The sequence below is a fragment of the Geodermatophilus dictyosporus genome (genome assembly GCF_900115505.1).
GTDB lineage: Bacteria > Actinomycetota > Actinomycetes > Mycobacteriales > Geodermatophilaceae > Geodermatophilus > Geodermatophilus dictyosporus.
Window position 1 is genome coordinate 352,177 of record NZ_FOWQ01000005.1, and the last position, 23,812, is coordinate 375,988.

Here is a 23,812-nt window from a genome sequence, read left to right on the forward strand (position 1 = left end):
GGGCCGGTCACGGCCGGCAGGAGGATGGAGGCCGTGAGCAGCACCGCGACGAGCCCCGACCTCGCCCGATTCCCCGCCGACGTGCGCGACGCCGTCGGCCGGCTCGCGGGCATCGCCGAGCGCACGCCGCTGCAGCGCAACCAGCGCCTCAGCGGCCTCACCGGCGCCGACGTGTGGGTCAAGCGCGAGGACCTGCAGGTCGGCCGCTCCTACAAGGTCCGCGGTGCCTACAACACGATCAGCCGGCTCGACGGTGCCGCCCGCGCCGCCGGGGTCGTCTGCGCCAGCGCCGGCAACCACGGCCAGGGCGTCGCCCACGCCTGCCGCTCCCTCGGCGTCCGCGGCGCGGTCTTCGTCCCGGGCACCACGCCGAGGCAGAAGCGGGCCCGCATCCAGGCGCTCGGCGGCGACACGGTCGAGCTGGTCGTCACCGGCGACACCTACGACGACGCCGCGGCCGCCGCGGCCGCGCACGCCGGCCGCACCGGGGCCACGCTGGTGCCGGCCTTCGACGCCTGGCCGGTCGTGGTCGGGCAGGCCACCGTCGCCGTCGAGGTGCTCGAGCAGCTCGGCCGCGCGCCCGACGTCGTGGTCCTCCCGCTGGGCGGCGGCGGCCTGCTCGCCGGTTGCGGCACCTGGCTGCGGCACGCGAGCCCGGGCACCCGGCTGGTCGGCGTCGAGCCGGCGGGTGCGGCCAGCATGGCCGCGGCCCTGGCGGCCGGCGGGCCGGTGGAGCTGCCCGCGATCGACACCTTCGTCGACGGCGCCGCCGTGCGGAGGGCCGGTGCGGTCACCTACCCGCTGGTGCGCGACTGCGGCGCCGAGCTGGTCGCCGTCCCCGAGGGACAGGTCTGCACCGAGATGCTCGAGCTCTACCAGGTCGACGGCGTCATCGCCGAGCCCGCCGGCGCGCTGGCCACCGCGGCGCTCACCGGCGGCACGGTGCGCGTCGAGCCCGGCCAGACCGTCGTCTGCCTGCTCTCCGGCGGCAACAACGACGTCAGCCGGTACGCCGAGGTCGTCGAGCGGTCCCTGGTGCACCAGGGCCTCAAGCACTACTTCCTCGTCGAGTTCCCGCAGGAGCCCGGGGCGCTGCGCCGCTTCCTCGACGACGTGCTGGGCCCCGACGACGACATCGTGCTGTTCGAGTACGTCAAGCGGGACAACCGCGAGACCGGCGCGGCGCTCACCGGCATCGAGCTCGGTGACGCCGGCGACCTGCCGGTGCTCCTGCAGCGCACCGCGGCCAGCCCGCTGCGCATCCAGCACCTCGACCCCGGGTCGCCGGCCTACCGCTACCTCGTCCGCGGGGGCGCGGGCTGAGCTTCAGACCCGCGCCAGGCCGACCACGGTGACGTCGTCGTCGCCGGCCGGGTCGAGCGCGGCCACCACGCCGTCGACGACCTCCTGCGGCTCCCCCGCCGCGGCGGCCACGGCCTCGCGCAGCGCCTCGATCCCCTCGGGCAGCGGCCGGCCGCGGCGCTCGACGAGGCCGTCGCTGTAGAGGAGCAGCCGGTCGCCGGCGTCGAGCACCAGCTCGGCCTGCGGGTAGGGAACCGCGTCGAGCAGGCCGAGTGCCGGGCCGCGCCCGTCGGTGACCAGCCGGCCGACGCCGCCGGCGGCGTGCACGGCCGGCAGGTGCCCGGCGTTCGCGAGCGCCACGCGGCCGGTGCCGGGGTCGAGCTGGACGATCACGACGGTGGCCATCTCGCCGGGCAGCAGCGCGCCGACGAGCTGGTTGAGCGCCGACAGCGCCGCCGCCGGGCCCTCGTCGCGCAGCAGCGCGGCGCGCAGCGCGTGCCGCAGCTGGGCGGTCACCGACGCGGCGGACAGCCCGTGCCCGGCGACGTCGCCGAGCACCACGGCCAGCTCCCCGCCGGGCAGCGGCACCAGGTCGTACCAGTCGCCGCCGACGACGTCGGCCTCGCTGGGCCGGTAGCGGGCGCCGAGCGCGACGCCGGGCACCTTCGGCAGCTCCTCGAGCAGCAGGGTCCGCTGCAGCGCAGCCGAGAGCCGGTCGTCCTCCGCGGCGCGGGCCAGCACCGCCTCCCCGAGGTGCCCGGCCAGCGCCCGCGCGGCGGCCACCTCGTGCTCGCGCCACGGCCGGGCCGTGCCGCGGACGGTCTCGGTCCACCGGGCGAACGAGCGGCGCGGGGAGAGCCGGCCGTCGGTGACCTTCGAGGTGTGCGGGTCCCCGCCCCAGGACACCTCGCGCGGCGTCTCCGGGCGGAACCAGGCGAGGAAGTCCCCGCGCCCCCCGCCGACCTCGACGGCCAGCACCCCGCTGGCCTCCTCCGCGACGTCGTCGAACCCGGGCAGGGCGCGGGTCAGCCGATCGGTGGCCCCGCCGGCCCCCAGCACCGCCGCGACGACGGCGGCGACCCGCTCGGCCGGCGGCGTCGTCCCGAGCAGGTGCAACCGCCCGTCGAGGCGGACGGCGGCCCCCGCCGCGGGCAGCAGGTCGAGCACGGTCAGCACCCCGTCGACCAGCGCGGTCGCCGGCGTGCGCGGCGTGCGGCCGACCGCGGCGACCAGCTCGGCCTCCCGGCGGGCCACCGCGACCGCGCGGTCGTGCTCGCCGGCCTCGTCGGTGGTGTGCAGCAGCAGCGAGGCCGTGCGGCCGAGGAACTCCGCGGCCGTGCGGTCGGCGTGGGACGGGCGGTGCGGGCCCGAGTATGAGTGGCAGGCGACGAGGCCCCACAGCCGGCCGCGGTCGACGAGCGAGACCGACATCGACGCGGTGACGCCCATGTTGGCCAGGTACTCCAGGTGCACCGGCGAGACGCTGCGCAGCATCGCGCCCGAGAGGTCCAGCGGCCGCCCGGTCCCGGGCACCAGCGGCGGCTCGAGCGGCACCGGCGTGTAGGCGGCGTCGGGGATGAGCCGCAGCCATTGGGTGGCGTACAGCGCGCGGGCCTGGGCGGGGATGTCCGAGGCCGGGTAGTGCAGGCCGAGGAAGGGCTCGAGGTCCTCGCGGCGGTCCTCGGCGACGACCTCGCCGTTCCACTCGGCGTCGAAGCGGTAGACCATCACCCGGTCGAACCCGGTCAGTGCGCGCACCTCGCGGGCCAGCACGCCGGTCAGCCCGTCGAGCGACGTGGGCGCCGACAGCCGCTGCAGCACCGTGGGCAGGCGCCGGTGCCAGGCCGCGCCGGCCTGCTCGGCGCCGGCGACCGGCTCCCACTCGGTCACCAGCAGGTCGCCGCTGCGCGAGAGCACCAGGTCCAGCTCGCGGCCGCCGGGCGAGACCCGTAGCGGGCCGGCCTCGGCGAGGTCGCCGGCCAGCGCGGCGCGCAGCCGGTCGAGGTCGGCGGGGGGGAGCAGGTCGGCCAGCGTCCGGCCGGTGACCTCGGCGCCGAGGACGCCGGCGGCACCGGCCGAGGCGACGACGACGACGAGGCCGGGCTCGGTGACCGCCAGCAGCGCGCCGTGCGGCTGGACGGCGCCCGGGACGGCGATCGGCTCGTCGGCGCAGCGGGCCAGCGCGTCGGCGTCCACCTGCCGGCGCACCGGGTCGGGGGCGGCGGGCGGCGGGGACGTGGTCACTGCCGCGACCCTACGACCCGACCTCGCCGTCGGTGAGCCCGGCGGTCTCGACGACGGGCACCAGCCGGTCGAGCTCGAGCAGGTCGATGACCAGGCGCACCGCGGAGTTCGACCGGGGGCAGACCACCTGCAGCGCGGTGCCGGTCGCCGCGGCCCGCTTGGCGGTGCGGGCCAGCTGGCGGGCACCGGAGGAGTCCATGAACGCGGTGTCGGTCAGGTCGACCACCAGCCCGCGCGGCGCGGCGGACAGCTCGGCCTCCACGCACTCGGCCAGCCGCGCCACCGTGGCGATGTCGAGCTCACCGCGTACCCTCAGCGCCGGCCGTCCGTGCACCGCTGTGCGGTCGACGGCGAACTGCACGATCGGGCTCCCTCGGTGCGGTGGTCGGACCCAGGGAGCGTAACCGGACGCTGCAGGAGGAGGCTCGGGGTGGAGATCGGCTTCACCGTACGTCTTCCGGTGGACGTCGACAGCGTGCCGTTCGTGCGCGGGCTGTGCCGGCAGGCGCTGGAGCACCTGCGCATCGACCGGCCGGTGGTCGAGGAGACCACGCTCGCGCTCACCGAGGCGTGCGCGAACGTCGTCCAGCACGCCGGTCCCCACGCCGAGTACGAGGTGTCGGTCGACATCGCCGACGACGTCTGCCGGATCACCGTCGTCGACGACGGCAGCGGCTTCGACCCCGGCGAGGTCGCCGGGCGCGAGCCGTCGGCCGACGGCGGCGGCGCGGGGTTGGCGCTCATGCAGGCGCTGGTCGACCGCCTCGACTTCCGCAGCGACCCCGACGGCCGGCACCGGGTCAGCCTGGAGAAGCGGCTGTCCTCGCGCCCGCCGCTGCGGCTGCTCGACCGCCCCTGACCCCGCGGCTGCCCTCAGGACGGCGGGGTGTCCCGGCCGGCCTGCTGCGCGGGCGGGGAGGTGGCCTCGACCGCGGTGAAGGCCTCGACGATCTCGTAGGTGTGGCTCACCCCGGCCGGCACGACCCAGGAGTCGCCGGGACCGAGCTCCAGCGTCTGGTCCTCCGCCCGCAGCCGGGCACGCCCGGACACGGCGTAGCCGACCGTCTCGTAGTCCCGGGCGACCGGGGGTTCGCCGTCGCTCGGCTGCTGCGCGGCCCACAGGCGCATCCCGATCCGGGAGCCCGCCGCCAGGTGGCGCTGCCCCATCCCCCCGGCCTCGACGGCCGCGGCCTCGACCTTGCTGACCCGGCTCTCGCTCGTCCCGCTCATGGACGACGGGCTACCCGGGTGGGTGCGGCGCAAGCCTCCCCACCCGGGGAACGCGTCAGGACGACGGGCTGAGCGCGCGGACCCGCTCGATGAGCCCGCCGGCGCAGGCGTCGATGAAGCCGTCAGGGTCGGGACCGGCGTTCTGCAGCACGATGTGGTCGAAACCCGCATCGACGTAGGGCTGCACCTGCTGCACGTGCTTGTCGACGTCCGGGCCGCAGGAGAACTGCTGGCGGATGTCGTCGGGCCGGACCGTGGCGCTGGCCGCGTCGAAGTTCACCGGGTTGGGCAGCTCGCTCATCACCTTCCAGCCGGTGAGCGCCCAGCGGCTCGTCTTGAGCGCCTCCCGGACGGCCGACTCCTCGTCGGTCGCCCACGCCATCGGCACCTCGGCGTAGCGCGGGCCGGCGCCGCCGGCGTCGCGGTAGGCCTCGACGAGGTCGCTGCGCGGCTCGGTGGCGAACAGCCCGTCGCCGTGCTCGGCGGCCAGCGCCGAGGCGTTGCGCCCGCCGCTGGCGACGGCGATCACCGGCAACTGGTCGGGCAGGTCGAACACGCGGGCGTCCTCGAGCTGCAGGTACTGCCCGTCGTAGGACTGGTAGCCGCCCTGCCAGAGCAGCTTGATGATCTCCAGTGCCTCGGCGAGCATCTTGTGCCGCGTGCGCACGGCCGGCCAGCCCTGGCCGACGACGTGCTCGTTGAGCCGCTCCCCGGCGCCGATGCCCAGGGTGAACCGGTTCCCCGAGAGGATCTGCACCGTCGCCGCGGCCTGGGCGACGACCGCCGGGTGGTACCGGATGATCGGGCAGGTCACGCCGGTGACCAGGCCGATCCGCTCCGTCCTGGCGGCCATCGCGCCGAGCATCGACCAGGTGAAGCCGCTGTGGCCCTGGACGTCGAGCCACGGGTGGAAGTGGTCGCTCAGCTCGACGAAGTCGAAGCCTGCCTCCTCCGCGCGGACCGTCTGGCGGACCACCTCGTTCGGCGGGAAGGCCTCGGTGGCGAGCTTCAGTCCGACCTGCATCGCGTGGCGTCCTCACTGGTGGTGTCCGGCTGGCCCCTGCCGCCTGCCCGGCGCCCGAGGAACGGAAACGGCACGCCGGGTGGGCGGGGACGGGCCGCACGGGTAATCCGGTGGCGGTGCCGGGACCCCGGCGCGTTGACTGCCCCGGCCCACCACCCGTCCCGCGGGCACCGGGGCCCGCACCGGAGAAGAGAAAGGACCATGGAGAAGATCAGCGACCGCCTGCTCAACTGGGCGTCGATCCTCGAGCCGACCACCCGGGCGCAGGCCGAGCGGACGGCCTCGATGCCGTTCATCCACCCGCACGTCGCGCTGATGCCCGACGCGCACCTCGGTCTCGGCGCGACCGTCGGCTCGGTCATCCCGACCGACCGCGCCATCATCCCGGCGGCCGTCGGCGTGGACATCGGCTGCGGGATGATGGCCGTCCGCACCCGGTTCACCGGCGACGACGTCCGCGGCCGGAACCTCGCCACGCTGCACGAGCAGATCTCTCGGTCGATCCCGCTGTCGGCCGGCCGCTACAACAAGAAGGTGCGCGAGTCGGCCGCCGCACGGGTCGAGGAGCTGCGCGGCATGCCGGGCGCCGGCCAGGCCGACGGCGTCGCGCCCAACTGGCCGCAGCAGCTGGGCTCGCTCGGCTCGGGCAACCACTTCATCGAGGTCTCCCTCGACGAGGCCGACCGGGTGTGGCTGTTCCTGCACTCGGGCTCGCGCGGGGTCGGCAACAAGCTGGCGTCGAAGCACATCCGCATCGCCCAGGACCGCACGCAGGCCAAGGGCATCGACGTCCCCGACCGCGACCTCGCCTACCTGGAGGAGGGCGAGCCGGAGTTCGACGCCTACGTCGAGGCGCTGCACTGGGCGCAGCGGTTCGCCGCGCTCAACCGCGAGGAGATGATGGACCGCGTCGCCGAGCAGCTGTCGCGGTTCCTCACCGAGGACGTGCACCGCGCGCAGGTGGTGCAGTGCCACCACAACTACACCGAGCGCGAGCGCCACTTCGGCACCGAGGTGTGGCTGTCCCGCAAGGGCGCGATCTCGGCACGCGCGGGGCAGTGGGGGCTGATCCCCGGCTCGATGGGCGCGGCGTCCTACGTCGTCGTCGGCCGAGGCAACGCGGACTCGCTCATGTCGGCGCCGCACGGCGCCGGGCGGGCGTTCTCGCGGGGAGCGGCGCGCCGGCAGTTCACCCGCGCGGACCTCGACCGGCGGATGAGGGGCATCGCCTGGGGGCACTCCGACGCCTTCCTCGACGAGCACCCCGACGCCTACAAGTCGATCGACGTCGTCATGGCCGACGCGGCCGACCTGGTGGAGGTCCGGCACACGCTGCGCCAGGTGGTGAACGTCAAGGGCGACTGACGTCCCCGCGCCCTAGGGTCCGGCTCATGGCAGAGCGCGAGGTGCGGACGGTGCTGACCGGCGGTGGCTTCTTCGAGGGGCCGCGCTGGCACGAGGGCACGTGGTGGGTGTCGGACTTCTACCGGCACACGGTGAGCCGGGTGACCGCCGACGGGCAGGAGACGGTGCAGTTCGAGGTGCCGGGGCAGCCCTCGGGCCTGGGCTGGCTGCCCGACGGCTCGCTGGTCGTCGTGTCGATGAAGACCCACCAGGTGCTGCGCTGGGACGGGTCGGCGCTGTCGACCCACGCCGACCTGTCCGAGCACTGCGGCGGGCACCTCAACGACCTGGTGGTGTCGGCGTCCGGACACGTGTTCGCCGGCGACTTCGGGTTCGACCTGATGGGCGGCGGGGACGCGTCCACCGCATCGCTGAAGCGCATCGACCCCGACGGCACGGTGTCGGTGGCCGCCGAGGGGCTGCAGTTCCCCAACGGCTCGGTCATCACCCCGGACGGCGGCACGCTCGTCGTCGGCGAGACCCTCGGCAACCGCTACACCGCGTTCGACCTGGGGGCCGACGGGTCGCTGTCCAACCGGCGGGTGTGGGCGTCGCTCGGTCCCGAGGTGACCGGTCGCACGGTGGACGAGGTGCTCGGCCAGCTCGCCGTCGCCCCGGACGGCTGCTCGCTCGACGCCGACGGGTGCATCTGGGCTGCCGACGCCGTCGGCGGGCGAGTCGTGCGGGTGGCCGAGGGTGGAGAGATCGTCGACGCCGTCGCCGGGCCGGAGGGGCTGGGCGTCTTCGCCTGCATGCTCGGCGGGGAGGACGGCCGCACGCTGCTGCTGTGTGCGGCACCGGACTTCTACGAGCACAACCGCGCACCGGTGCGCGAGGCGGTCCTGCTCGCGACCGAGGTCGACGTCCCCCACGCCGGCCACCCGTGAGTCCGGCGCGCGTCGTGCTCTGCACACACCGGTGTGCAGAGCACGACGTGGCCGGGGACGAGCCGCTCGCTCAGGGCCGGCCGGTGGCGACCCGGAGCGCCTGGTGCGCCAGTGCCCGACGGCGGCGGAACACCTCCTGCACCTGCGGGTCCGACCTCGGCCGCAGCCGGCCGTCCTGCAGGACGGCGCCGGGCACCTCGAACCGGTACACGACCTCGTCGGCGGCCGCCTCGACGGAGACGGCGGGGTCGCGCAGGACGGCGTCCACGGCCCGGTAGGGCCCGCGCAGCTCGCCGACCAGGTAGTCGACCTGGGCGTCGAGGTCGGTGAGGACGGCGGTGCCCAGGACGCGGCCCCGGAAGGAGTGCCGGAACAGGCCCGCGCGGCGGTCGCGGGAGGTCCACTGCGCGATGCCGACGCCGGGGAGCAGCGGGCCCCGTCCGGCGGCGCGGTCGCGGTCGCGGATCTCCTCGGGCGTGAAGTCGCGGACCCGGCCGGACATGTCCTTCGCCCGCATCGGCGTCTCCGGACGGCTGCCCTCGAGCCGGTCGGGCTGGACGCCGGACTCCGCGAGGAGGTTGCCGACGATGCCGGCCGCCGCGTTGACCGGGTAGCCGTAGGTGCCGGTGAGCAGCTCCACGACGCGGCGGATGCGGGCCTCCTGGGTCGTGGCCGGGGCGGCCGGCGGGGCCGGCCCCGGCGCCCGGCTGCCCGAGCTGCTGATGACGGCGAAGTACCTGGCCTGGCTGCCGTCCGTGCGCAACCGCCCGTCGGGGCCGGTCCGCAGCTCCGTGCACCCCACCGCCTGGGACACGTTGCCACCGATCGTCCGCAGCTGTCCGGGCGCGACCGCCGTCACCACGTCGCAGTGCGTCGCCCGGTAGGTGTTGTCGCCGATGTTGTCGTAGGTGGCCCCGCTGCCCCGGTCGGCGCAGACGAGGTCGCCCACCCGGGGCGCGATCTCGCCGACCCGGTAGGCCCAGAACGGGTTGCTGGTCCGGCCGTCGAGGCGGTTGCGCCGGGCCTCGCGGATGTAGGCCTGGTGCGCCCGGGAGTACGTGAAGTGGTCCCCGGCACCCGCGGTCCGCATCACGTGGGAGATGAACACCGCGCTCCACGGGTTGCTCCGCTGGTAGGTCTCGCTCGCCATCTGCTCCAGCGTGACCTCGACCCGGACGCCGGTGCGGTAGTACTCCTGCAGGATCGGTCCGGCGGCCCGGTGGGTCTCCTGCAGGCGCGGCTGGCCGGCGGGGTTCCAGCGGGCGAACTCCGCCTCGGCCACCCGGGCGATGGCGGCCGGCAGCGAGCCCGCCGGCGGAGGCGGCGCGGGCGTCGGGGTCGGAGCGGGCGCGGGTCCGGTGCCGCGGCGGGCGAGTGCGGCGCTCAGCGCCACCTTCGTCCGCGGACCCACGACGCCGTCCACGGTGAGGCCGGCCGAGACCTGGAAGCGGCGCACCGCCTGCTCGGTGAGCGGGCCGAAGTCGCCGTCGGCGGTGAGCGGGGTGCCCAGGGTGGTCAGCGCCCGCTGCAGCGCGACGACGCCGGGGCCCCGCGACCCGCGCCGGAGCACCTGGTCGCCGAAGGCGAACGCGGCCACCTCCACCGCGGAGCCGGCCCCCACCTCGCTCAGCGCCTCCACCAGCGCCAGCCCGGTGCCGAAGGGCAGCGCCTCGGCGACGAGCAGCTCCCCCACCTCGGCCTCCTCGGGCTGGTCGGTGGGGGCGTAGGACTCGGTCACCGGGGCGGACCAGGTCTCGTGCCAGCTCTCCTGCCAGCTCTCCTGCCAGGTCTCGTCGCCGGACTGCGCGGACGTCGTCTCGCCGGCCGCGTACCGGCCGTCCGGGGAGGTGGCGCTCTCGCCGGTCCACGACTCGCCGCTGGAGTCGTCGGCCAGTGCGCTGAGGTCGAGCACGTCCTGCCGCACGGGCCGGTACGGATCGGCGGGGTGCTCGTCGAGCGCGAGCACGGACTCGGGGTCCACGGCGGCCTCCTCAGCGCACGCCGGCCGGGGCGCCGGCGCCGTTGAGCACGGGTCCGACGGCGGGCACGGTCCCGCCCGGCCCCGATCCGTTGGGCACCGGCGCCGGTGGTGCCGGCGGTGCGGCGAAGATCCCGCCCGGCATGCGCACCTGCTGCACCGGCGCCGGGCCCCGCGCCGACGCCCGGTCCGACGGTCCCGGCTCCTTCTTCAGCCAGACTCCGGTGGCCGACTGCCACAGGTCGACGATCCGCGTCATCAGGTCGACCATCGCGGTGTTCGGCTGGCCCTGTGTGTCGAACAGCAGGCGGGCGCTGGCCGTGTTGTCGAAGGTGCCCAGCTCGATGAACCACATCAGCGGGGACATGAGGTCGGCCAGCTCGAAGAGCTCGCGCGCGGCCCGTGGCGGGGTCATGCCGACGCGCGCGGCGATGAGCGCCAGCCGGTCCGCGGGGTTGCCCAGCACCCCGCCGCCCCCGGCGGTGGCCCGGAGGTCGCGGACGACCGCCGAGTCCTGCTCCACGGTGAGGTGGAACCAGCTGAGCATCGCCGAGTAGCTGAACTCCTCGCGAGAGAGGAGTCCGCCCCGGCGCCGCAGCCGCAGCAACTCGCCGATCGTCTGGCAGAGGTAGGCCACGTGGCTGGGGTCGGTCGGGTTGGCACCCACCTGGTTCTGGTTGTTCTCGATGCCCAGCCAGACCTGGCGGAGGAGCTCGTGCCACGTCTCGAGGAACCGGGTGTTCACGGTGGCGCCCGCCGGTTGCTTCCACGCCGTGCCGTCGGGGTGGCCGGGCAGTGGGTGCGGGAGGTCGACGCCGAACATCCGCCAGTAGGCGTTGCGGCGGTTGACCGCGGCGTCCGGTCGCACGGCGCTGGTGAGTCCCCCGACGGAGAACAGCGGTGCGTCCCGGAGGAAGAGCTCCTCCGTCGTCCGCGCCCAGACGAGGGTCTGTACCGACGGCGGGTCGAGGGTCTCCCCGGTGACGTAGCGGCGGACGACCTCCGTGAGCACCGAGAGGACGCCGGTGCTCTCCACGAGGTAGGGGTAGATCAGGTGCTCCCAGGGCAGCTGCGCCGCCGCACCCAGCGCCACGGGGTTGTCGAAGCTGGGGTAACCCGAGGCGGTCAGGCCCGGGGAGACACCGGAGCGGAGGTCCTGGTTCCGGAGGACGTCGGCCAGCCGCAGCCGCTGGACCACGTCCGCCGCTCCGAGCGCGGGCGGCACCGGTGCACCGGGCACCGGCGGGAACACCTGCGCCCCGCCGGCACCCCAGATCTCCTCGAGCCAGCGGCTCAGCTGCAGGGGGTGCAGGGCGAAGACGACGTCAGCCCTCGTCGGCGGGGGGTTGACGTTCGCCGGGATGGGGACCAGGCGGGCGAGTACTCGGAACACAGCAGTCCTCCTCGGACGCGGACCTGCTCAGGTGGGGATGCCGAACTGCAGGGACCGGTGTCCCTTGTCCTGGACCTCGACCCCGACCACGCGGGCGGCGGCGCCGACCCCCGGGTCGAACGACGTCTGACCGGGGCTCCGGACGGTGAGCTGCTTCTGCTTGAGCGCGCCGTCCGCCTGGTCGACGTAGGTGACGACGACGGACGAGGCGCCGCTCGGCAGGCCGTCCTGCAGGGTCACCGTCCCGTCGCTCGCGACCTGGGGCGGGCGCATGGCGGGGACCACGTCGGGCGACCCGATGCGGTGTCCGCCCCCGAGGGAGCTGCGCAGTGCCTGGAACTGGTTCGCGACGTGCCACTGCTCCGGGGTCATCGCCTGTTGGGGCACCGGCAGGCGGTCGACGAGGGCGGCCAGGTGCTGGTTGCTCTCCTGTTGCAGCCGCCCCGTGCTCTGGGCGATCCCCGACAGGTGCGTCGCCGCGTCCACCTGTTGCTGGGCGATGGTCGGCAGTGATGCCAGCCCGGTCAGGCCGGTCAGGTGCTGCAGTGCGCTGAGTCCCTGCAGCGCACCCAGCGCCACGACGACCTGCTTGAGCAACTCCTCCTGGGCCCCCTCGGCCGGGGGTCGCTGCTCGTCCGGCTTCCCGCCCGTGGCGCCCGCCGGCGCGGTGATGGCGTCCTTCGGCGCGGCCGCCGCCGCGGTCCTCGTCCGCCGCGTCGTCGTGCCCGTGGTGGCCTTCTTCGCCGGGGCCTTCTTCGCCGCCGTCCTCCTCACCGGCGTCCGCTTGCGCGGGGACTGCGTCGCCGCGGCCTGCTCCGGTGCGGGCTCCGGGGTGGGAGCCTCCGGCGGTGGGGCGCTGTCCGCAGCGGGCTGCTCGGTCATGGCCGTCTCCTCGTGCTGATCCGTGCGTCGGGTGTTCATGCCGCGTCCCGCTCGGTGCCGAGCCGGGTGATCCAGGTGGGCACGTCGGGCACGCCGGGCGCGGCCGGGCCCGCGTCGCGCAGCACGCCCCAGGCGAGGATCCGCAGGCTCTCCAGCCGCCGCAGGTACGCCGACGTCCACAGCGCCGGTCCGCTGCGGGCGGCGAGCTGGGCCAGCGCGGCGGGTGAGACCCGCCGAGGGTCGGCCAGCGCCGACAGCGGCCGTCCGCCGAAGGCGCGCATCGGGGCGCGGGTGCACGCGTCGGCGAGGTCGGCCAGCCGCGGCAGGCTGGCGCGCACCACGGCCGCCGCGTCCGGCGGCGCCTCGGCCGGCGGGTGCCGGGCCGCCCACACCCGCGCCAGGTCGTCCCACGGGCCCGGGCCGAACCACGACCGGCACAGCGCGGCACCGAACTGGACGCGGATCCAGCCGAAGGGGTGCGGGTCGCCGGGGACCATCCGGAACACCCGGCTGCTCGGCCCGCCCACCACGGTGGCCAGCGCGGGCAGCGGCGCCCAGCCCAGCAGCACGAACGCGTAGACGTCGGCGGCCACCTCGCTGGCCCAGCCGCGCCACACCTCGGCGGCGTCGCGGTCGGCCGGCGCCAGGACGGCGGCCAGTGCCTCGCCCAGCTCGGCGTTCCAGCCGGTCAGGTGGGCGACCTGGTGGCCGGTCTCGTGCACCAGGGACGTCGGACGGCGCAGGTTGTGGTGGGTGATCTTGACCGCTGCCACCGGTGCCGGCGAGGCGTCCCAGAGGATCGCGTTCCAGCGCAGGATGCTGGCGCCGGCCCCGCCGTCCCGGTAGCAGAGCACCGGCGGCACCTCGATGCCCAGCGGCCCGAGCACCTTGTCCATGCTGTCCACCGCGAGCGTGTCCAGGCCGCGCAGCAGCGCTCCGGTCCGCGGGCTGGTGCGGGTGTTGACCGCGTCGCCGTAGAAGTCGACCACCATCTCCGCGCGCAGGTACCGGGCGCGGACCCCGGCCACCGCCCGGCGCAGGTCGGCCAGGTCGGCGGGCACGGAGAGCGCGTGCTGCACCCGGTCGGCCGCCTCGACGACGGCCAGCACCGCCGTGGTCAGGCTGTCCCGGAGCCGCAGCCCGAGGTAGGACTCCAGCGCGGCCCACGCCGAGGCCGCGGCGACCACCTCGAGGTCGGTCAGCGCCCGGGCCGCCGCCCGCCAGTGCGCCAGCTCGGCGGCCAGTTCCGCCCGCTCGAGGGTGGCCAGGTCCGGGCGGGCGAGGTCGGGCCGGGCGACGACGGGCTCAGGCACGGACCCGCCACCCCGCCGTCACGTCGACCTGACCGGCGGTCAGCGGCCTGAGCAGCCCCTCGCGGGTGGCGCCGGAGAAACCGACCCTGATCGTGATGCCCGCCGCCGGGTCCTGCACCGCGGTGGCGACGGCGGCCGCGTGCTGCCCGAGATGGGCCGAGATCGCGCTCGTGACCGCCTCGGTGACCCGCTCCCCCACCCCGCGGGCGGCCGTGGCGTCGGGGACCAGGCCGCGGCTGACCAGGCGGTCGGCCAGCGCACCGGAGAGCAGCGGCGCGTAGACGGCCCGGACGGCGGTGAGCACGCCGGCGAGGTCGCGCGGCTTCGACGGGTCGGTCGGCCGGATCCTGGCGAGCAGCTCGTGCGCCTGCCGCTCGCTGAGCCGGATCGAGACCTCCAGCTTCCCGCGGGTCGGGTCGAGGGAGAGCAGCACCCGCCGCAGGGTCCGCACGCGCGCGACCCGCGCCGCTCCGGGTCCGACCACCCGCACGCGGTACAGCCGCCGGCCCGGCAGGGGACGGGGCCGGACGGCGCCCCCGACCGGCGTGGGGCGCCCCCCGACCGGGGCGGCCGGTTTGCCGAGCGCCGGCTCGTGCAGCAGCAGGCCGGCCACCTCCGGCGTCAGCGGCTGGAACTCGGCGGCGTCGACGTGCTCGCCGTCCTCACCGGCCTCGCCGCGGGCGAGGTGGCCGAGGTGCGTGCCGGGCACCGCCTCGTAGAGGCGCACCTGCACCAGCACCGGCCAGCTGCGCAGGCCGCGGTCGAGCAGTCGCGTCTCCAGGGTGCCGCCGTCGGTCCAGCGGATGGCCCGCGCGACCTGCCGGGTGACCGGGACGGTCCTCTCCTCGGTGTACCGGCGGTACCGGCGGGGCCGGACACCGCGGGGCATGAGCACCCACATGCCGCCGTCCTCGGCGGTCTCCCGCTCGGCCAGCGTCCGCTGCAGCAGCCGGTCCGGCAGGTAGGCCGCGGCGGCCTCGGCGAAGGCGGCCTGCACCGCGGCGTCGAGGGCGAGCTCATCGCCGAAGGAGTCGGCCGGGAGGAGCTGCAGGGCGCCGTGCACGGTGCCCTCGACCGTGGAGACCAGCGCCTCGCCGGCCAGGGCCTCCCGCGCCGGCACCCCGGTGGCGTCGGCCTCCGCCTCGGCCTCGAGCCCGATGGCGCCCATGCCGAGGTCGACCAGCGGCGGCACCACCAGCTTGGCCGCCTCCGCGCCGATGAGCCCCTTGACCAGGTCGGCGATCCGGTCGGCGAGGAACTTCACCACCTTGTCCCGGCCGATGAAGGTGATGGCCAGCTTGACCACCGGCCAGACCGCGGCGAGGGCGGGCAGGAACTGCTGGATCGGCGGGGACGCCGAGGCGCCGGGGGGCAGCGTGGTGAGCTGCTGGGCCAGCCGGACCCGCGCCGCGTCGAGCTCACCGACCGGGTCGGGCGACTCGCGCCAGAGCTCGGTCTCCCAGCTCTCGTCCTCGAGGGCCTCGCCGGGGACGGCGTCGGGCCGGGTCACCAGGGTGACCAGCTCGCGGTCGAACGCCTCGGCGAGCGCGGCGACGGCGTCGGGCTGCGCCTCGGCCTCCTTGATCCCCAGCTTGGCGGCGAGCGAGCGGGCGATCGGCCGGACGGCGGCGGGCAGCTTGCCGAGCACCAGGCCGAGCATCTTCTTCAGCAGCGGCCGGACGACCCCGCCGAGCTTCTTGAGCACCGCGCCGATCGGCAGCACCTTGCCCACGGCCTTGCCGACCGCCTTGACCGCCCCGCCGACGACCGAGGCGGCCTTCTTGAGGAACCCGCCGAGGAAGTGGTCGAACGCCTCCGAGTCCAAGGGCGGCGTCTCGGCGGCGTCCTCCAGGAAACGCTGGAGGGCGGCGTCGCCCATGGTCTCGGGGCGGGTCGTCGCGAGGGCCTGCCCCATCCGCTCGACGCCGTGCTCGGCGGCCAGCGCCAGGGGCTCCACCCACTCCTCGAGCTCGCTGAGCGCCTCGCCCTCGGTGAGCCGGCCCGACCACGCGCTCTGGTCGGCCAGGTGCCGGGCCGCCGCCTCGTCGACGAGCGCGGCGAGGGCATCGGTGAAGTCCTCGTCGTACAGCGCCTCGAGCAGGTCGGCCTCGGCCGTGTCGTCCCGGCCGGGGCCCTCGGCGGTCAGGCCGGCGAAGGGGGACTCGGCGGCGAGCACGGGCGGCGCGGCCACCGCGGCGGGAGCCGCCGGGGCCGCCGCGGCCTCGCCCGCGGCCGGGAAGGGGCCCGCGAACGGGGAGCTCAAGTGCTCGGTGGTGAGGCCGTCCAGCGCGGCGGTCATCGGCGCACCTCCTCGGGGGCGGAGCGGGACCGCGAGCCGGTCCTGTCCGTGGTGGGCCGCCGACGCTAGGGGCGGACGACGCCGCCTGTCGGGAGCAGCCGGGTACTCGAATCCGGGCCCGGACCGGACGCCGTCACTCAGTCCGGCGCCCGGGACCACCTAGGTCGGGCCGGAACAGCGGCCGCAGGTCCGCCCGGCCGTGGACGCCGAGCTTGGCGTAGGCCTGGTGGAGGGTGTTGTCGACGGTGCGCACCGAGATCACCAGCTCCTCGGCGATCCGGCGATTGGTCAGCCCGGCCGCCGCCAGCCGGGCGATCTCGTTCTCCCGGCGGGTCAGGGCGGAGGGCTCGGCGAGGCCGGCCAGCGCCGGGGTGCGGGCGCCCTCGCAGCGGCCGGCCAGCACGCGCGCGGTCGCGGTGGCGCGGGTGGCGCCGGCGGTACGCCCCTGGGCGCGGTGGGCGCCGGCCGCGTGCGCGGCGGCCTCGGCGGCGAGCAGCCCGAGGCCCAGGCCGGCCAGCCCGCGCGCGACCTCCTCGAGGGCGTCGCCGTCGTTCTCGCACACCGCCCGGGCGTGCGCGACCAGCAGCGGGGCCAGCGCGCCGTCCACCCTGCCGCCGAGCTCGCCGAGCCGGTCGGCGACCCGGTCGGCCGCGCCCAGGCGCACGGCCTGGTGGCGCAGCAGCAGCTCCCAGCCGGTCTGGCCGTGCCCGGCGGCGTGGTCGGCGGCGTGCAACGTCGTCTGCACGGCGGCGCGGACCCCGCCGCGCGCGGCGTCCACCCAGGCCGCGGCCGCGGTGACGCGCGCGGTGAGTAGGCCGGTCCACGGCCGGCCGAGCCGCTCGGCGAGTGCGACCGCCGCCGCGGCCTCCTCGACGCGGCCGAGGACCGCGGCGGCCTGGGCCCGGGAGGTCGCAGCGATGCGGGTGACCCAGTCGCGGTAGGGATGGGCCTGCTGTGTGGCCAGGGCGACGGCCTCGCGCAGCGACCGCAGCGCCGTGTCCGGCCGGCCGTGCAGGAGGGCGAGCTCCCCGCGCCACGCCGTCCACATGGCCGCACCACTGGGCCAGCCGGCCGCCGTCGTCGCCTCGCGGCCCTCCTCGACCAGGGGCTGTGCCGCGTCGAGCCGGCCGGCACCGACGTGGGCAGCGACCAGCCCGCCGCGCACCTCGTCGCGCGCCAGGGACCACGCTCCCCCGTCGAGCCCTCCGGCCAGCTCGCGGGCCTCCTGCCCGGCCCCGACCGCGTCGCCGTACCGGCCCTCGACACCGCGCACCTGGCACAGCGTCAGCAGCGCGCCGAGCCGGACGGGGTCCGTGGTGCCCGGCCGCGCGGCCAGGTCAGCGGCCAGCCGGCCGGCCTCGCCGACCTCCCCTGCGAGCGTGTGGAAGCGGGCCCGGGCCACCGTCGCGCAGTCGGCGGCGGCCGGTCCGCCGGCCGCGGCCTCGGCCAGGACCCGCTCGGCATCCTCGGGCCGGCCGAGCGCGAGGACCAGGTTCCAGGCCCGCAGCTCGGCCAGCTCCGGCGGCGCCGTCCCGTCCAGCCGCGCGAGGAGGGCCTCGGCCTCCTCGCCGGCCCCGCAGTGCACGAGCACGGTGGCCAGGAGGGCGACCGCCCGGGTGTCGCCCCCGCCGTCGACGGCGGCTCGGGCCAGGCGGGCGGCCAGCGGCAGGTCGAGCACCGCCAGCGCCTGGCGGGCGGCGGCGACCAGGCCGGCGGGCTCCGGGGCGGTTCCGCCGTCGAGGTGCCACACCGCCGTCCGCAGCGCGTCGATGCCGTCGCTGCCGGCGTCGGCAGCCTGCGCGAGGCGGCGGCAGACGCGCGTGCGGTGCAGCACCGAGGAGCGGGCCCGGGCGACGGTCGCGACGAGCGGGTGGGCCAGCCGGACGTCGATGCCGGTCGCGGAGGCCTCGCTGCGCAGCAGCCCCGCCCGCTCAGCCGCCTCGACCGCGGCGGCGTCGACCCCGGCCCGCTCCAGCAGGGCGAGGTCGACGGGCTCCCCGAAGGCGACCAGGTCGACCAGGTCGCGCACGTCCGCGGGCTGGTCCCCCAGCCGGTGGGCCAGGACCTCCACCAGGCGCGGCACCGCGGCGACCGGCCCGGCCCAGCACCACACGCCGTCGCGCCGCACGAGCGTGCCGGTGGCCAGCCCGCTGCGGACCAGCTCACCCAGGTAGAGGGCGTTGCCCCGGCTCAGCCGCCAGAGCCGGCGCTGGGTGAGGCCGTCGACCGGCCCGCCCAGGAGCTCCTCGGCGAGCAGCGCGGTCTCCTCCGCGGCGAGGGGCGCGACGTCGACCCGGTCGGCCAGGCCGTCCTTCCACAGTGCGGTGACAGGTGCGGGGACCGGTGCGCCGGCGCGGACGGTCGCGACCACCACCGCCGTCCCGGTGACCGCCAGGTGGTGGACGAGCGCGGCGGAGGCGTCGTCGAGGAGGTGCGCCTCGTCGACGCCGACGACGCTGCGCCGGCCGTCGACGTCGGAGGTCAGCGACCGTGCCACGGCGTGCACGACCTGGCCGCGGTCGGCGGGCGGCACGGCCGGCAGCAGGTGGGCGACCGCGCCGAAGGGGATGGTGGCCGTGGCGCTGGTCGCGGCCACCCAGACCTGGCCCCAGCCGACGTCACCGGCCGCGGCCAGCACCTCGCGCGCCAGGCGGGTGGTGCCCACCCCCTCCTCGCCGCAGAGGACGGCGCTGCGCGGCTGGGGGCCGGTGACCGTCCGCACCAGTCGGCCGAGGTGCTCGGCGCGGCCGACCAGGGGTGCGGTGGACGGTCCGGCGTCGGTGTCGGGCGGCATGGGCGGACTCCCCGGGGACGACCTCGCCGCCCGACCGTAGGGAGCCGCCGGGCGCCGCGGAACACGGACGGCGACGGCGCATGCCCGCCCCGGCGTGTCGGCGAGGTGCCGAGGTCTCCCGCCCGCCCCGGACACGACGCGACCCCCGTCCCGGGGTCCGGGACGGGGGTCGCGAGGCAGGACCGGGATCAGTACCCGCGGCCGGTGGTGCCGCCGCCGCGGCCGCCCTTGTTCTTGGCCTGGTAGTCGCGGATGAACTTCTTGATCTTGGCCTGGTTCTGCGGCTTCTGCAGCTCCTGCACCACCTTGGCGGCGACGCCCGAAGCCACGAGCTTCCTCAACATCCCCATGGGGAGCCTCCTCCTGTCGGTCCCTGGACCCGTGCCCCGTCAACGCGCAGCGCAACCGTCGTGCTCCCGGCGTCCTCCGGTCGGCCGACCGTGGCCGCGTCCTGACTCCGCGTGCGGGCGCACCGCGCCGTCCTTTCTGCTGGAGCCCGGCGTGTCCCCGCCGCCACCGGTTGGTTGCGCCGTCAAGCACCACCGGTGTCCGTGGTGGTCGGGCAGGCGTGTCGGATCCGGGACGCCGGTCAAGTCCGCAGGTCGGAGCCGGGCGTGGCGGGCCCTCCGCGCGGTTGAGCGGCCTCCGGGGCGTGCCTAGCGTCGTCGCGGTTCCGCCGGGCCCCTCGTCACGCACCGTGTGACACCCGCCGGACGCGCCGAACCGGGTGCCCGCAGCCAGCAGGTACCCGGGCCGGGGACCCACCGCACCTCTGGGGTGGAGCGCGACTCCTCGCGCCGGGCGACTCCCCCGTCCGAACCCGTCAGCTAACCCGGCAGGCGACCGTGGAGAACAGGAGAACCGTCGTCGATGACGACTGCACGCACGTCCACCGCTCGTCGCTCGTTCCGCGGCATCGCCGTCGCGGCCGTCGCCGGGGCCGGCATCGTCCTGGCGCCCGTGCCGGCCTCGGCCTCCGTGGGCGGCGGTGCCGGTGCGGCCGTAGCCGCCGCGCCCGCCGCCGCGCCGGCCGCCGCGCCCAACGGCGCGGCCCAGGCGGCCGTCGACACCGCGCTCGCCCAGCGCGGCGACATGTACCTCTACGGTGCGACCGGTCCCGACCGGTTCGACTGCTCGGGGCTGACCGGCTACGCCTACGAGGCCGCCGGCATCTCCATCCCGCGCACCTCCAAGGCCCAGTCGACCTTCGGCACCCCGGTGGCGAAGTCCGACCTCGAGCCCGGTGACCTGGTGTTCTTCTACAGCCCGGTCTCGCACGTGGGCATGTACATCGGCAACGGCCAGATGGTCCACTCCTCGAGCGCCGGCAAGCCGGTGGCCGTGGTGGACCTGGACTCCATGCCGAGCTACCAGGGCGCGCGCCGCGTCGCCTGACGCACACCGCTGCACGGTGCCCCGGCCGGAACTCCCCGGCCGGGGCACCGTCGCGTCAGGAGCCGGCGAGGGACGGGTAGGACGACGACGTGGACGCACGCACGCTGCTGCTGGGTGACTGGACGCCGGTCGTACGGGACGGCATCGACGTCCTCCGCCTGGCGATCCTGGGCGGGGCGGTCGCCTACGCGGCCGCCGGGGACTGGGGCGCGGCGGGGGTGCTGGCCGTGCTGGGCAGCGTCACGCTCGTGGCCCGCCTGGTGAACCTGCCGCGGCTCTACGACCTGTCGCTGACCCTGGGCATGGCGCTGCAGGGGTTCGGCGAGACGTTCGGCCTCTACGACCAGTGGGTCCGCTTCGACGACCTGGTGCACTTCACCCTGCCGATGCTCACCGCGCCGGTCGTCTACATCGCCCTCGCCCGGCTCGACGTCGTCCCCGACCCTCGCGACGAGACGCACCTGCGGCACTACGTCGGCATCGCCGTGGTGACCGCGGCCCTGGGCATCGCGGTCGGTGCCCTGTGGGAGCTGTACGAGTGGCGGTCCGACGCCTGGTGGGGGACGCAGCTCTCGGAGAGCAACGACGACACCAACGGCGACCTGCTGCGCGACACCCTCGGCTCGCTGGTCGGCGCCGGACTGCTGGTCGCGTGGGCCCGCTTCGGCTGGGGCTCGGTGCGGCGCATCCCGGGCGTGAACACGCACGAGGAGGTCAGCGCCTAGCGTGCGGCCGTGACCTCCCCGGGCCCGGACTGGCCGCGCCCTGCAGGACGGGGTCCGGTCGTGGCGGTGGGCAAGCTCGTCGCCGACCAGGTGCTCGAGCTGTCCGCTCCCCTGGTCGCCGGCGGTCAGCAGCGGGTGGTGCGGGCGACGACGGCGGGCGGCGCCCCGGCCAACGTCACGGCCGGTGTCGCCCGCCTCGGTGCGCCGGCCCGGCTGGCGGGCTGGGCCGGTGCCGACCCGCTCGCCGACGGGCTGCTCGCCGGGCTCGCGGGACGCGGCGTGGAGGTGGCGGTGGTGCGCCGCGGCCGGGCGCCGCTGTCGACGGTGCTGGTGCACCCCGGCGGCGAGCGCACGCTGCTGACCGACCGCGGGGAGGGCGGGCTGGAGCCCTCGGACGTCCGGGCTGCGTGGCTGGCCGACGCCGCCGTCGTCCACCTGGACGGCTACGACCTGCTGCGCTTCCCCGACGCGCTGCGGGCCGTCGCATCGGCGGCGCGCAGACTCGGGGTGCCGGTCAGCGTGGACGTCGCTGCCGCGACCCGGATCGCCGCGCACGGCGCCGAGGCCTACACCGAGCTGCTGACGGCACTGCGGCCGGACCTGCTCTGCTGCAACGCCGACGAGGCCGCCGTCCTGGGCCTGGACGGCGCGCGGCCGGCCTGGGCGCCGCCGCTGGTGCTGGCGCACGCCGGCGCCCGCCCGACCCGGGTGGTCACCGTGGCGGGCGGGTGGGAGGTGCCGGTCGAGCCGCTGCCGGACGGGCGGCTGCATGACACGACCGGGTGCGGGGACGCGTTCGCGGCCGGGGTGCTGACGGGCTGGCGGGCGGGTTTTCCGGTGCTGGACGCCGTCCGGTCGGGGCACGCGGCGGCCGCCTCGGTCGTCGGCGTGCTGGGCGGTCAACCGCCGACCTGAGCTGCGGTGTTGCCGTGCTCGGCCACCGGACGAGCCCTGCGTCCACGACCCGAACGGTCGGAGCGCCAGCGGTGGCGGCCGACGTCGGTCACCCCGCCGGGAGTGCAGATCGCCGCCTGCTGAGCGATCGGCGCAGGTCGGTCCGTGCGACGTCGCGGAGGTTGAGCGGCGGGTCGGCCAGTTCGAGCAGCCGCGCCTCGCCGGCGGTCACGTCCTCGGCGGCCAGCGGCAGGGTGGCGACCCGCAGGTGGCTGTGCATCCACGTCGTCAGTTCGGACTCCGGGATGGTGGGCCCGCCCTCGGGTGAGAGACAGGCGGAGAGGGTCAGGCGGATGGTCGAGAACTGCCGCCGCCCGCGGAGGTGCATCGTGGCGATCCGGCCCCACAGGGTGTTGGTCGACCGCGCCCCGCTGGCCCGCACTCCGCCGGCCCGCCCCGCGTAGACGAGCCCCGGAGCGACGACGTGCCCGAGGCCGGACGAGAGCTCGGCGGCGCCGGTGGCGTCGACCCACCAGGTGTAGAGCCCGGGGTCGTCGGCAGCGGCCCGGCCGGCAGCGAGGAGGTCGGCAGGAGCAACGGCGTTCGCCGCATCGAGGACAGCGGCGACGTCCGGCAGGACCGAGGCAGGCGTTCGCCCGTACCAGGCGAGCCGTTCCCCCTGCCGCAGCCCGGCGAGCGGCTGGAGGAGCACCGCGCCCGCGTCCGCGAGCGGGTCGATGAGCGGGTCGCAGTAGCTGCGGCCGGCGTGCGCCTCGATGACGGTCCCGCGCAGCTCGTGCTGCCGGGCCAGTTGGAACACCACCTCCGCGCCCCACGCCGAGCGGCGGGCAGACGGTTGGTCGGGCAGGTACACGTCGTAGGGCGCGACGATCTCGTCAGGCACGAGCAGCCCGTGCTCCGCACTCAGGACGTACCAGGGCAGTCCCAGCGTCTCCGCACGGTCGCGGGCCTTGCGGAACGCCGCACCGGTGAAGAGCTCCCGCGCCGGACGTGCGGAGGTCGCCTTCGATCCCGAGCAACCGACGAGCAAGATGTCGGGTGCGGGCGTCCGCACCGGGCTCGCACGGTGGTGGGGGACGACCCGTCGCTCGGGACGAACACGCCCGGGCCAGTCACTCGTGGCGAACCCGAGCCGCGCCAGCAGACCGAGGGCCCGGTGCGACGTGAAGGTCCGGCGGTGGAGCCCGGTGGCCAGCGCCAGGACCTGCTTCGGCGGCCAGCGGGCGTCTTCGATCTCGACCCAGTGGGTGCGGACCTCCTCCGGCGACCGGCCGTGCAGCACCGCGCGGACCGCGTCGGCATCGAGGGCGCGCTGCGCCCCGTCGAGCTCGAAGTCCATCGTTCCCCCGTCGGTCGATCGGCTCCCGCCTCGACCGTACGGGTGTCGTGCACAGTGGCGTCGGCTGGCCCTTGACCTGCGGTTTCCCCTTCAGTGGCAGCCGTCGATCGGCTATCATCCGTACATGTGTTCGGGCGATGTGGGCGGTGGTGATGTCCTCGACGACGTCGCCGCGCTGGTCGCCGAGCGCAACCGGATCGACGCCCTGCTCACCCGCCGGGTGCGGGCCGCGGAGCTGTCCCAGGCCGCCGAGCGCGACGGGCAGAAGTCGATGCGCCCCTGGCTGCGCGGGCACTGCCGGCTCTCCGCCGCCGCGGCCGCACGGGTGGTGGGCAACGGGCGGGTGCTCGACCACCTGCCCGCACTGGCCGAGGCGCACGACGCCGGGCTGGGTCTCGGCCGAGCAGGTCGCCGTCGCCGCTGTCGCGCTGACGCCGGAACGCCTGGCGGCCGCCGCTGAGCAGGGCGTGGACCTGGCCGTCATCGACGCCGTGCTCACCCAGGTGGCGATCGACCACCCGCACGCCGACTTCGTCGCCGCGGTGCGGCACTACCTGGCCGGCCTGGACCCCGACGGTCCCGAACCCGACCCCACCGAGGGCCGCCGGCTGATGCTGGCCCGGCACGCCGACGGGACGCTCAGCGGCCGCTTCGAGCTCGACGCGGTCGGTGGGGAGAAGCTGCAGGC

The 23,812-nt window shown here is 76.2% G+C and carries 20 protein-coding genes, 1 pseudogene and 1 riboswitch; of the genes and pseudogenes, 9 read left to right on the top strand and 12 right to left on the bottom strand.

The genetic code is table 11. The features are described from left to right. Nucleotides 1–33: 33 nt before the first annotated feature. Nucleotides 34–1,323: a threonine ammonia-lyase IlvA gene (gene ilvA, locus BMZ33_RS14630; RefSeq protein ID WP_169064351.1), complete on the top strand. Its 1,290-nt coding sequence runs from the start codon at nt 34–36 to the stop codon at nt 1,321–1,323. Nucleotides 1,324–1,326: 3 nt separating this feature from the next. Here the strand turns inward: ilvA and BMZ33_RS14635 are convergent, their stop codons facing one another. Together BMZ33_RS14635 and BMZ33_RS22735 are read right to left on the bottom strand one after the other, a co-directional pair. After that, complete coding sequence (locus tag BMZ33_RS14635; RefSeq protein WP_091111763.1) at nt 1,327–3,546, bottom strand: SpoIIE family protein phosphatase; 2,220 nt, start codon at nt 3,544–3,546, stop codon at nt 1,327–1,329. A gap of 10 nt (nt 3,547–3,556) precedes the next feature. Next, complete coding sequence (locus BMZ33_RS22735) at nt 3,557–3,907, bottom strand: STAS domain-containing protein (RefSeq protein WP_169064352.1); 351 nt, start codon at nt 3,905–3,907, stop codon at nt 3,557–3,559. 99 nt (nt 3,908–4,006) lie between these two features. Between BMZ33_RS22735 and BMZ33_RS22740 the strand changes: the two genes are divergently transcribed. Further along, nucleotides 4,007–4,405 carry an ATP-binding protein gene (locus tag BMZ33_RS22740; protein ID WP_169064353.1) on the top strand — a complete coding sequence of 133 codons (399 nt, stop codon included), beginning with the start codon at nt 4,007–4,009 and terminating at the stop codon, nt 4,403–4,405. Nucleotides 4,406–4,419: 14 nt separating this feature from the next. Here the strand turns inward: BMZ33_RS22740 and BMZ33_RS14645 are convergent, their stop codons facing one another. Together BMZ33_RS14645 and BMZ33_RS14650 are read right to left on the bottom strand one after the other, a co-directional pair. Then, complete coding sequence (locus BMZ33_RS14645) at nt 4,420–4,776, bottom strand: cupin domain-containing protein (protein ID WP_091111768.1); 357 nt, start codon at nt 4,774–4,776, stop codon at nt 4,420–4,422. Nucleotides 4,777–4,831: 55 nt separating this feature from the next. Then, nucleotides 4,832–5,800, bottom strand: a complete 969-nt coding sequence (locus BMZ33_RS14650) for a TIGR03557 family F420-dependent LLM class oxidoreductase (RefSeq protein WP_091111770.1) — start codon at nt 5,798–5,800, stop codon at nt 4,832–4,834. Between the two features lie 201 nt (nt 5,801–6,001). On the opposite strand from BMZ33_RS14650, the gene BMZ33_RS14655 reads away from it, so the two are divergent. Further along, nucleotides 6,002–7,165 carry an RtcB family protein gene (locus BMZ33_RS14655; RefSeq protein ID WP_091111772.1) on the top strand — a complete coding sequence of 388 codons (1,164 nt, stop codon included), beginning with the start codon at nt 6,002–6,004 and terminating at the stop codon, nt 7,163–7,165. Between the two features lie 26 nt (nt 7,166–7,191). Next, a complete protein-coding gene (locus BMZ33_RS14660; RefSeq protein WP_091111775.1) occupies nt 7,192–8,091 on the top strand; it encodes an SMP-30/gluconolactonase/LRE family protein in 900 nt (299 codons plus the stop codon). A 70-nt stretch (nt 8,092–8,161) separates the two neighbouring features. On the opposite strand, the gene BMZ33_RS14665 is transcribed toward BMZ33_RS14660, so the two are convergent. The 7 genes from BMZ33_RS14665 to BMZ33_RS23355 form a co-directional block, all read right to left on the bottom strand. Further along, the gene (locus BMZ33_RS14665; RefSeq protein WP_091111777.1) at nt 8,162–10,072 is read right to left on the bottom strand and encodes a phage tail tip lysozyme; all 1,911 of its coding nucleotides are present in this window, start codon (nt 10,070–10,072) and stop codon (nt 8,162–8,164) included. Nucleotides 10,073–10,082: 10 nt separating this feature from the next. After that, nucleotides 10,083–11,462: a hypothetical protein gene (locus BMZ33_RS14670; protein WP_169064354.1), complete on the bottom strand. Its 1,380-nt coding sequence runs from the start codon at nt 11,460–11,462 to the stop codon at nt 10,083–10,085. A 27-nt stretch (nt 11,463–11,489) separates the two neighbouring features. Further along, nucleotides 11,490–12,344 (bottom strand): hypothetical protein, encoded by an 855-nt coding sequence (locus BMZ33_RS14675; protein ID WP_136697300.1) that lies wholly within the window; start codon nt 12,342–12,344, stop codon nt 11,490–11,492. 35 nt (nt 12,345–12,379) lie between these two features. Next, entirely contained in the window at nt 12,380–13,657 is a 1,278-nt protein-coding gene (locus tag BMZ33_RS14685) for a hypothetical protein (RefSeq protein ID WP_169064355.1), read from the bottom strand. Continuing rightward, nucleotides 13,650–15,956 carry a hypothetical protein gene (locus tag BMZ33_RS23350; RefSeq protein ID WP_091111785.1) on the bottom strand — a complete coding sequence of 769 codons (2,307 nt, stop codon included), beginning with the start codon at nt 15,954–15,956 and terminating at the stop codon, nt 13,650–13,652. Before BMZ33_RS23350 ends, BMZ33_RS14685 begins: the two co-directional genes overlap by 8 nt. Nucleotides 15,957–16,089: 133 nt before the next feature. Next, nucleotides 16,090–18,750: a LuxR C-terminal-related transcriptional regulator gene (locus tag BMZ33_RS24145; RefSeq protein ID WP_091111788.1), complete on the bottom strand. Its 2,661-nt coding sequence runs from the start codon at nt 18,748–18,750 to the stop codon at nt 16,090–16,092. Between the two features lie 188 nt (nt 18,751–18,938). After that, nucleotides 18,939–19,100 carry a hypothetical protein gene (locus BMZ33_RS23355; protein ID WP_169064356.1) on the bottom strand — a complete coding sequence of 54 codons (162 nt, stop codon included), beginning with the start codon at nt 19,098–19,100 and terminating at the stop codon, nt 18,939–18,941. A gap of 356 nt (nt 19,101–19,456) precedes the next feature. Next, nucleotides 19,457–19,608: riboswitch (cyclic di-AMP (ydaO/yuaA leader) on the top strand. A 12-nt stretch (nt 19,609–19,620) separates the two neighbouring features. Between BMZ33_RS23355 and BMZ33_RS14700 the strand changes: the two genes are divergently transcribed. The 3 genes from BMZ33_RS14700 (at nt 19,621) to BMZ33_RS14710 (ending at nt 21,785) form a co-directional block, all read left to right on the top strand. Next, the gene (locus BMZ33_RS14700) at nt 19,621–20,145 is read left to right on the top strand and encodes a C40 family peptidase (RefSeq protein ID WP_091111790.1); all 525 of its coding nucleotides are present in this window, start codon (nt 19,621–19,623) and stop codon (nt 20,143–20,145) included. An 89-nt stretch (nt 20,146–20,234) separates the two neighbouring features. Then, nucleotides 20,235–20,870, top strand: coding sequence for a DUF2238 domain-containing protein (locus BMZ33_RS14705; protein WP_091111793.1), 636 nt, complete (start codon nt 20,235–20,237; stop codon nt 20,868–20,870). Between the two features lie 60 nt (nt 20,871–20,930). Further along, nucleotides 20,931–21,785, top strand: coding sequence for a carbohydrate kinase family protein (locus BMZ33_RS14710; RefSeq protein ID WP_211202872.1), 855 nt, complete (start codon nt 20,931–20,933; stop codon nt 21,783–21,785). Nucleotides 21,786–21,873: 88 nt separating this feature from the next. Here the strand turns inward: BMZ33_RS14710 and BMZ33_RS14715 are convergent, their stop codons facing one another. After that, on the bottom strand, nt 21,874–23,124 hold the full coding sequence (locus BMZ33_RS14715; RefSeq protein ID WP_091111798.1) for a DUF6884 domain-containing protein: 1,251 nt from the start codon (nt 23,122–23,124) through the stop codon (nt 21,874–21,876). Nucleotides 23,125–23,248: 124 nt separating this feature from the next. Between BMZ33_RS14715 and BMZ33_RS14720 the strand changes: the two genes are divergently transcribed. Both BMZ33_RS14720 and BMZ33_RS14725 read left to right on the top strand, forming a co-directional pair. Next, nucleotides 23,249–23,584, top strand: coding sequence for a hypothetical protein (locus BMZ33_RS14720; protein WP_136697301.1), 336 nt, complete (start codon nt 23,249–23,251; stop codon nt 23,582–23,584). A gap of 7 nt (nt 23,585–23,591) precedes the next feature. Beyond that, nucleotides 23,592–23,812: pseudogene (locus BMZ33_RS14725) on the top strand (endonuclease); the annotation flags it as partial.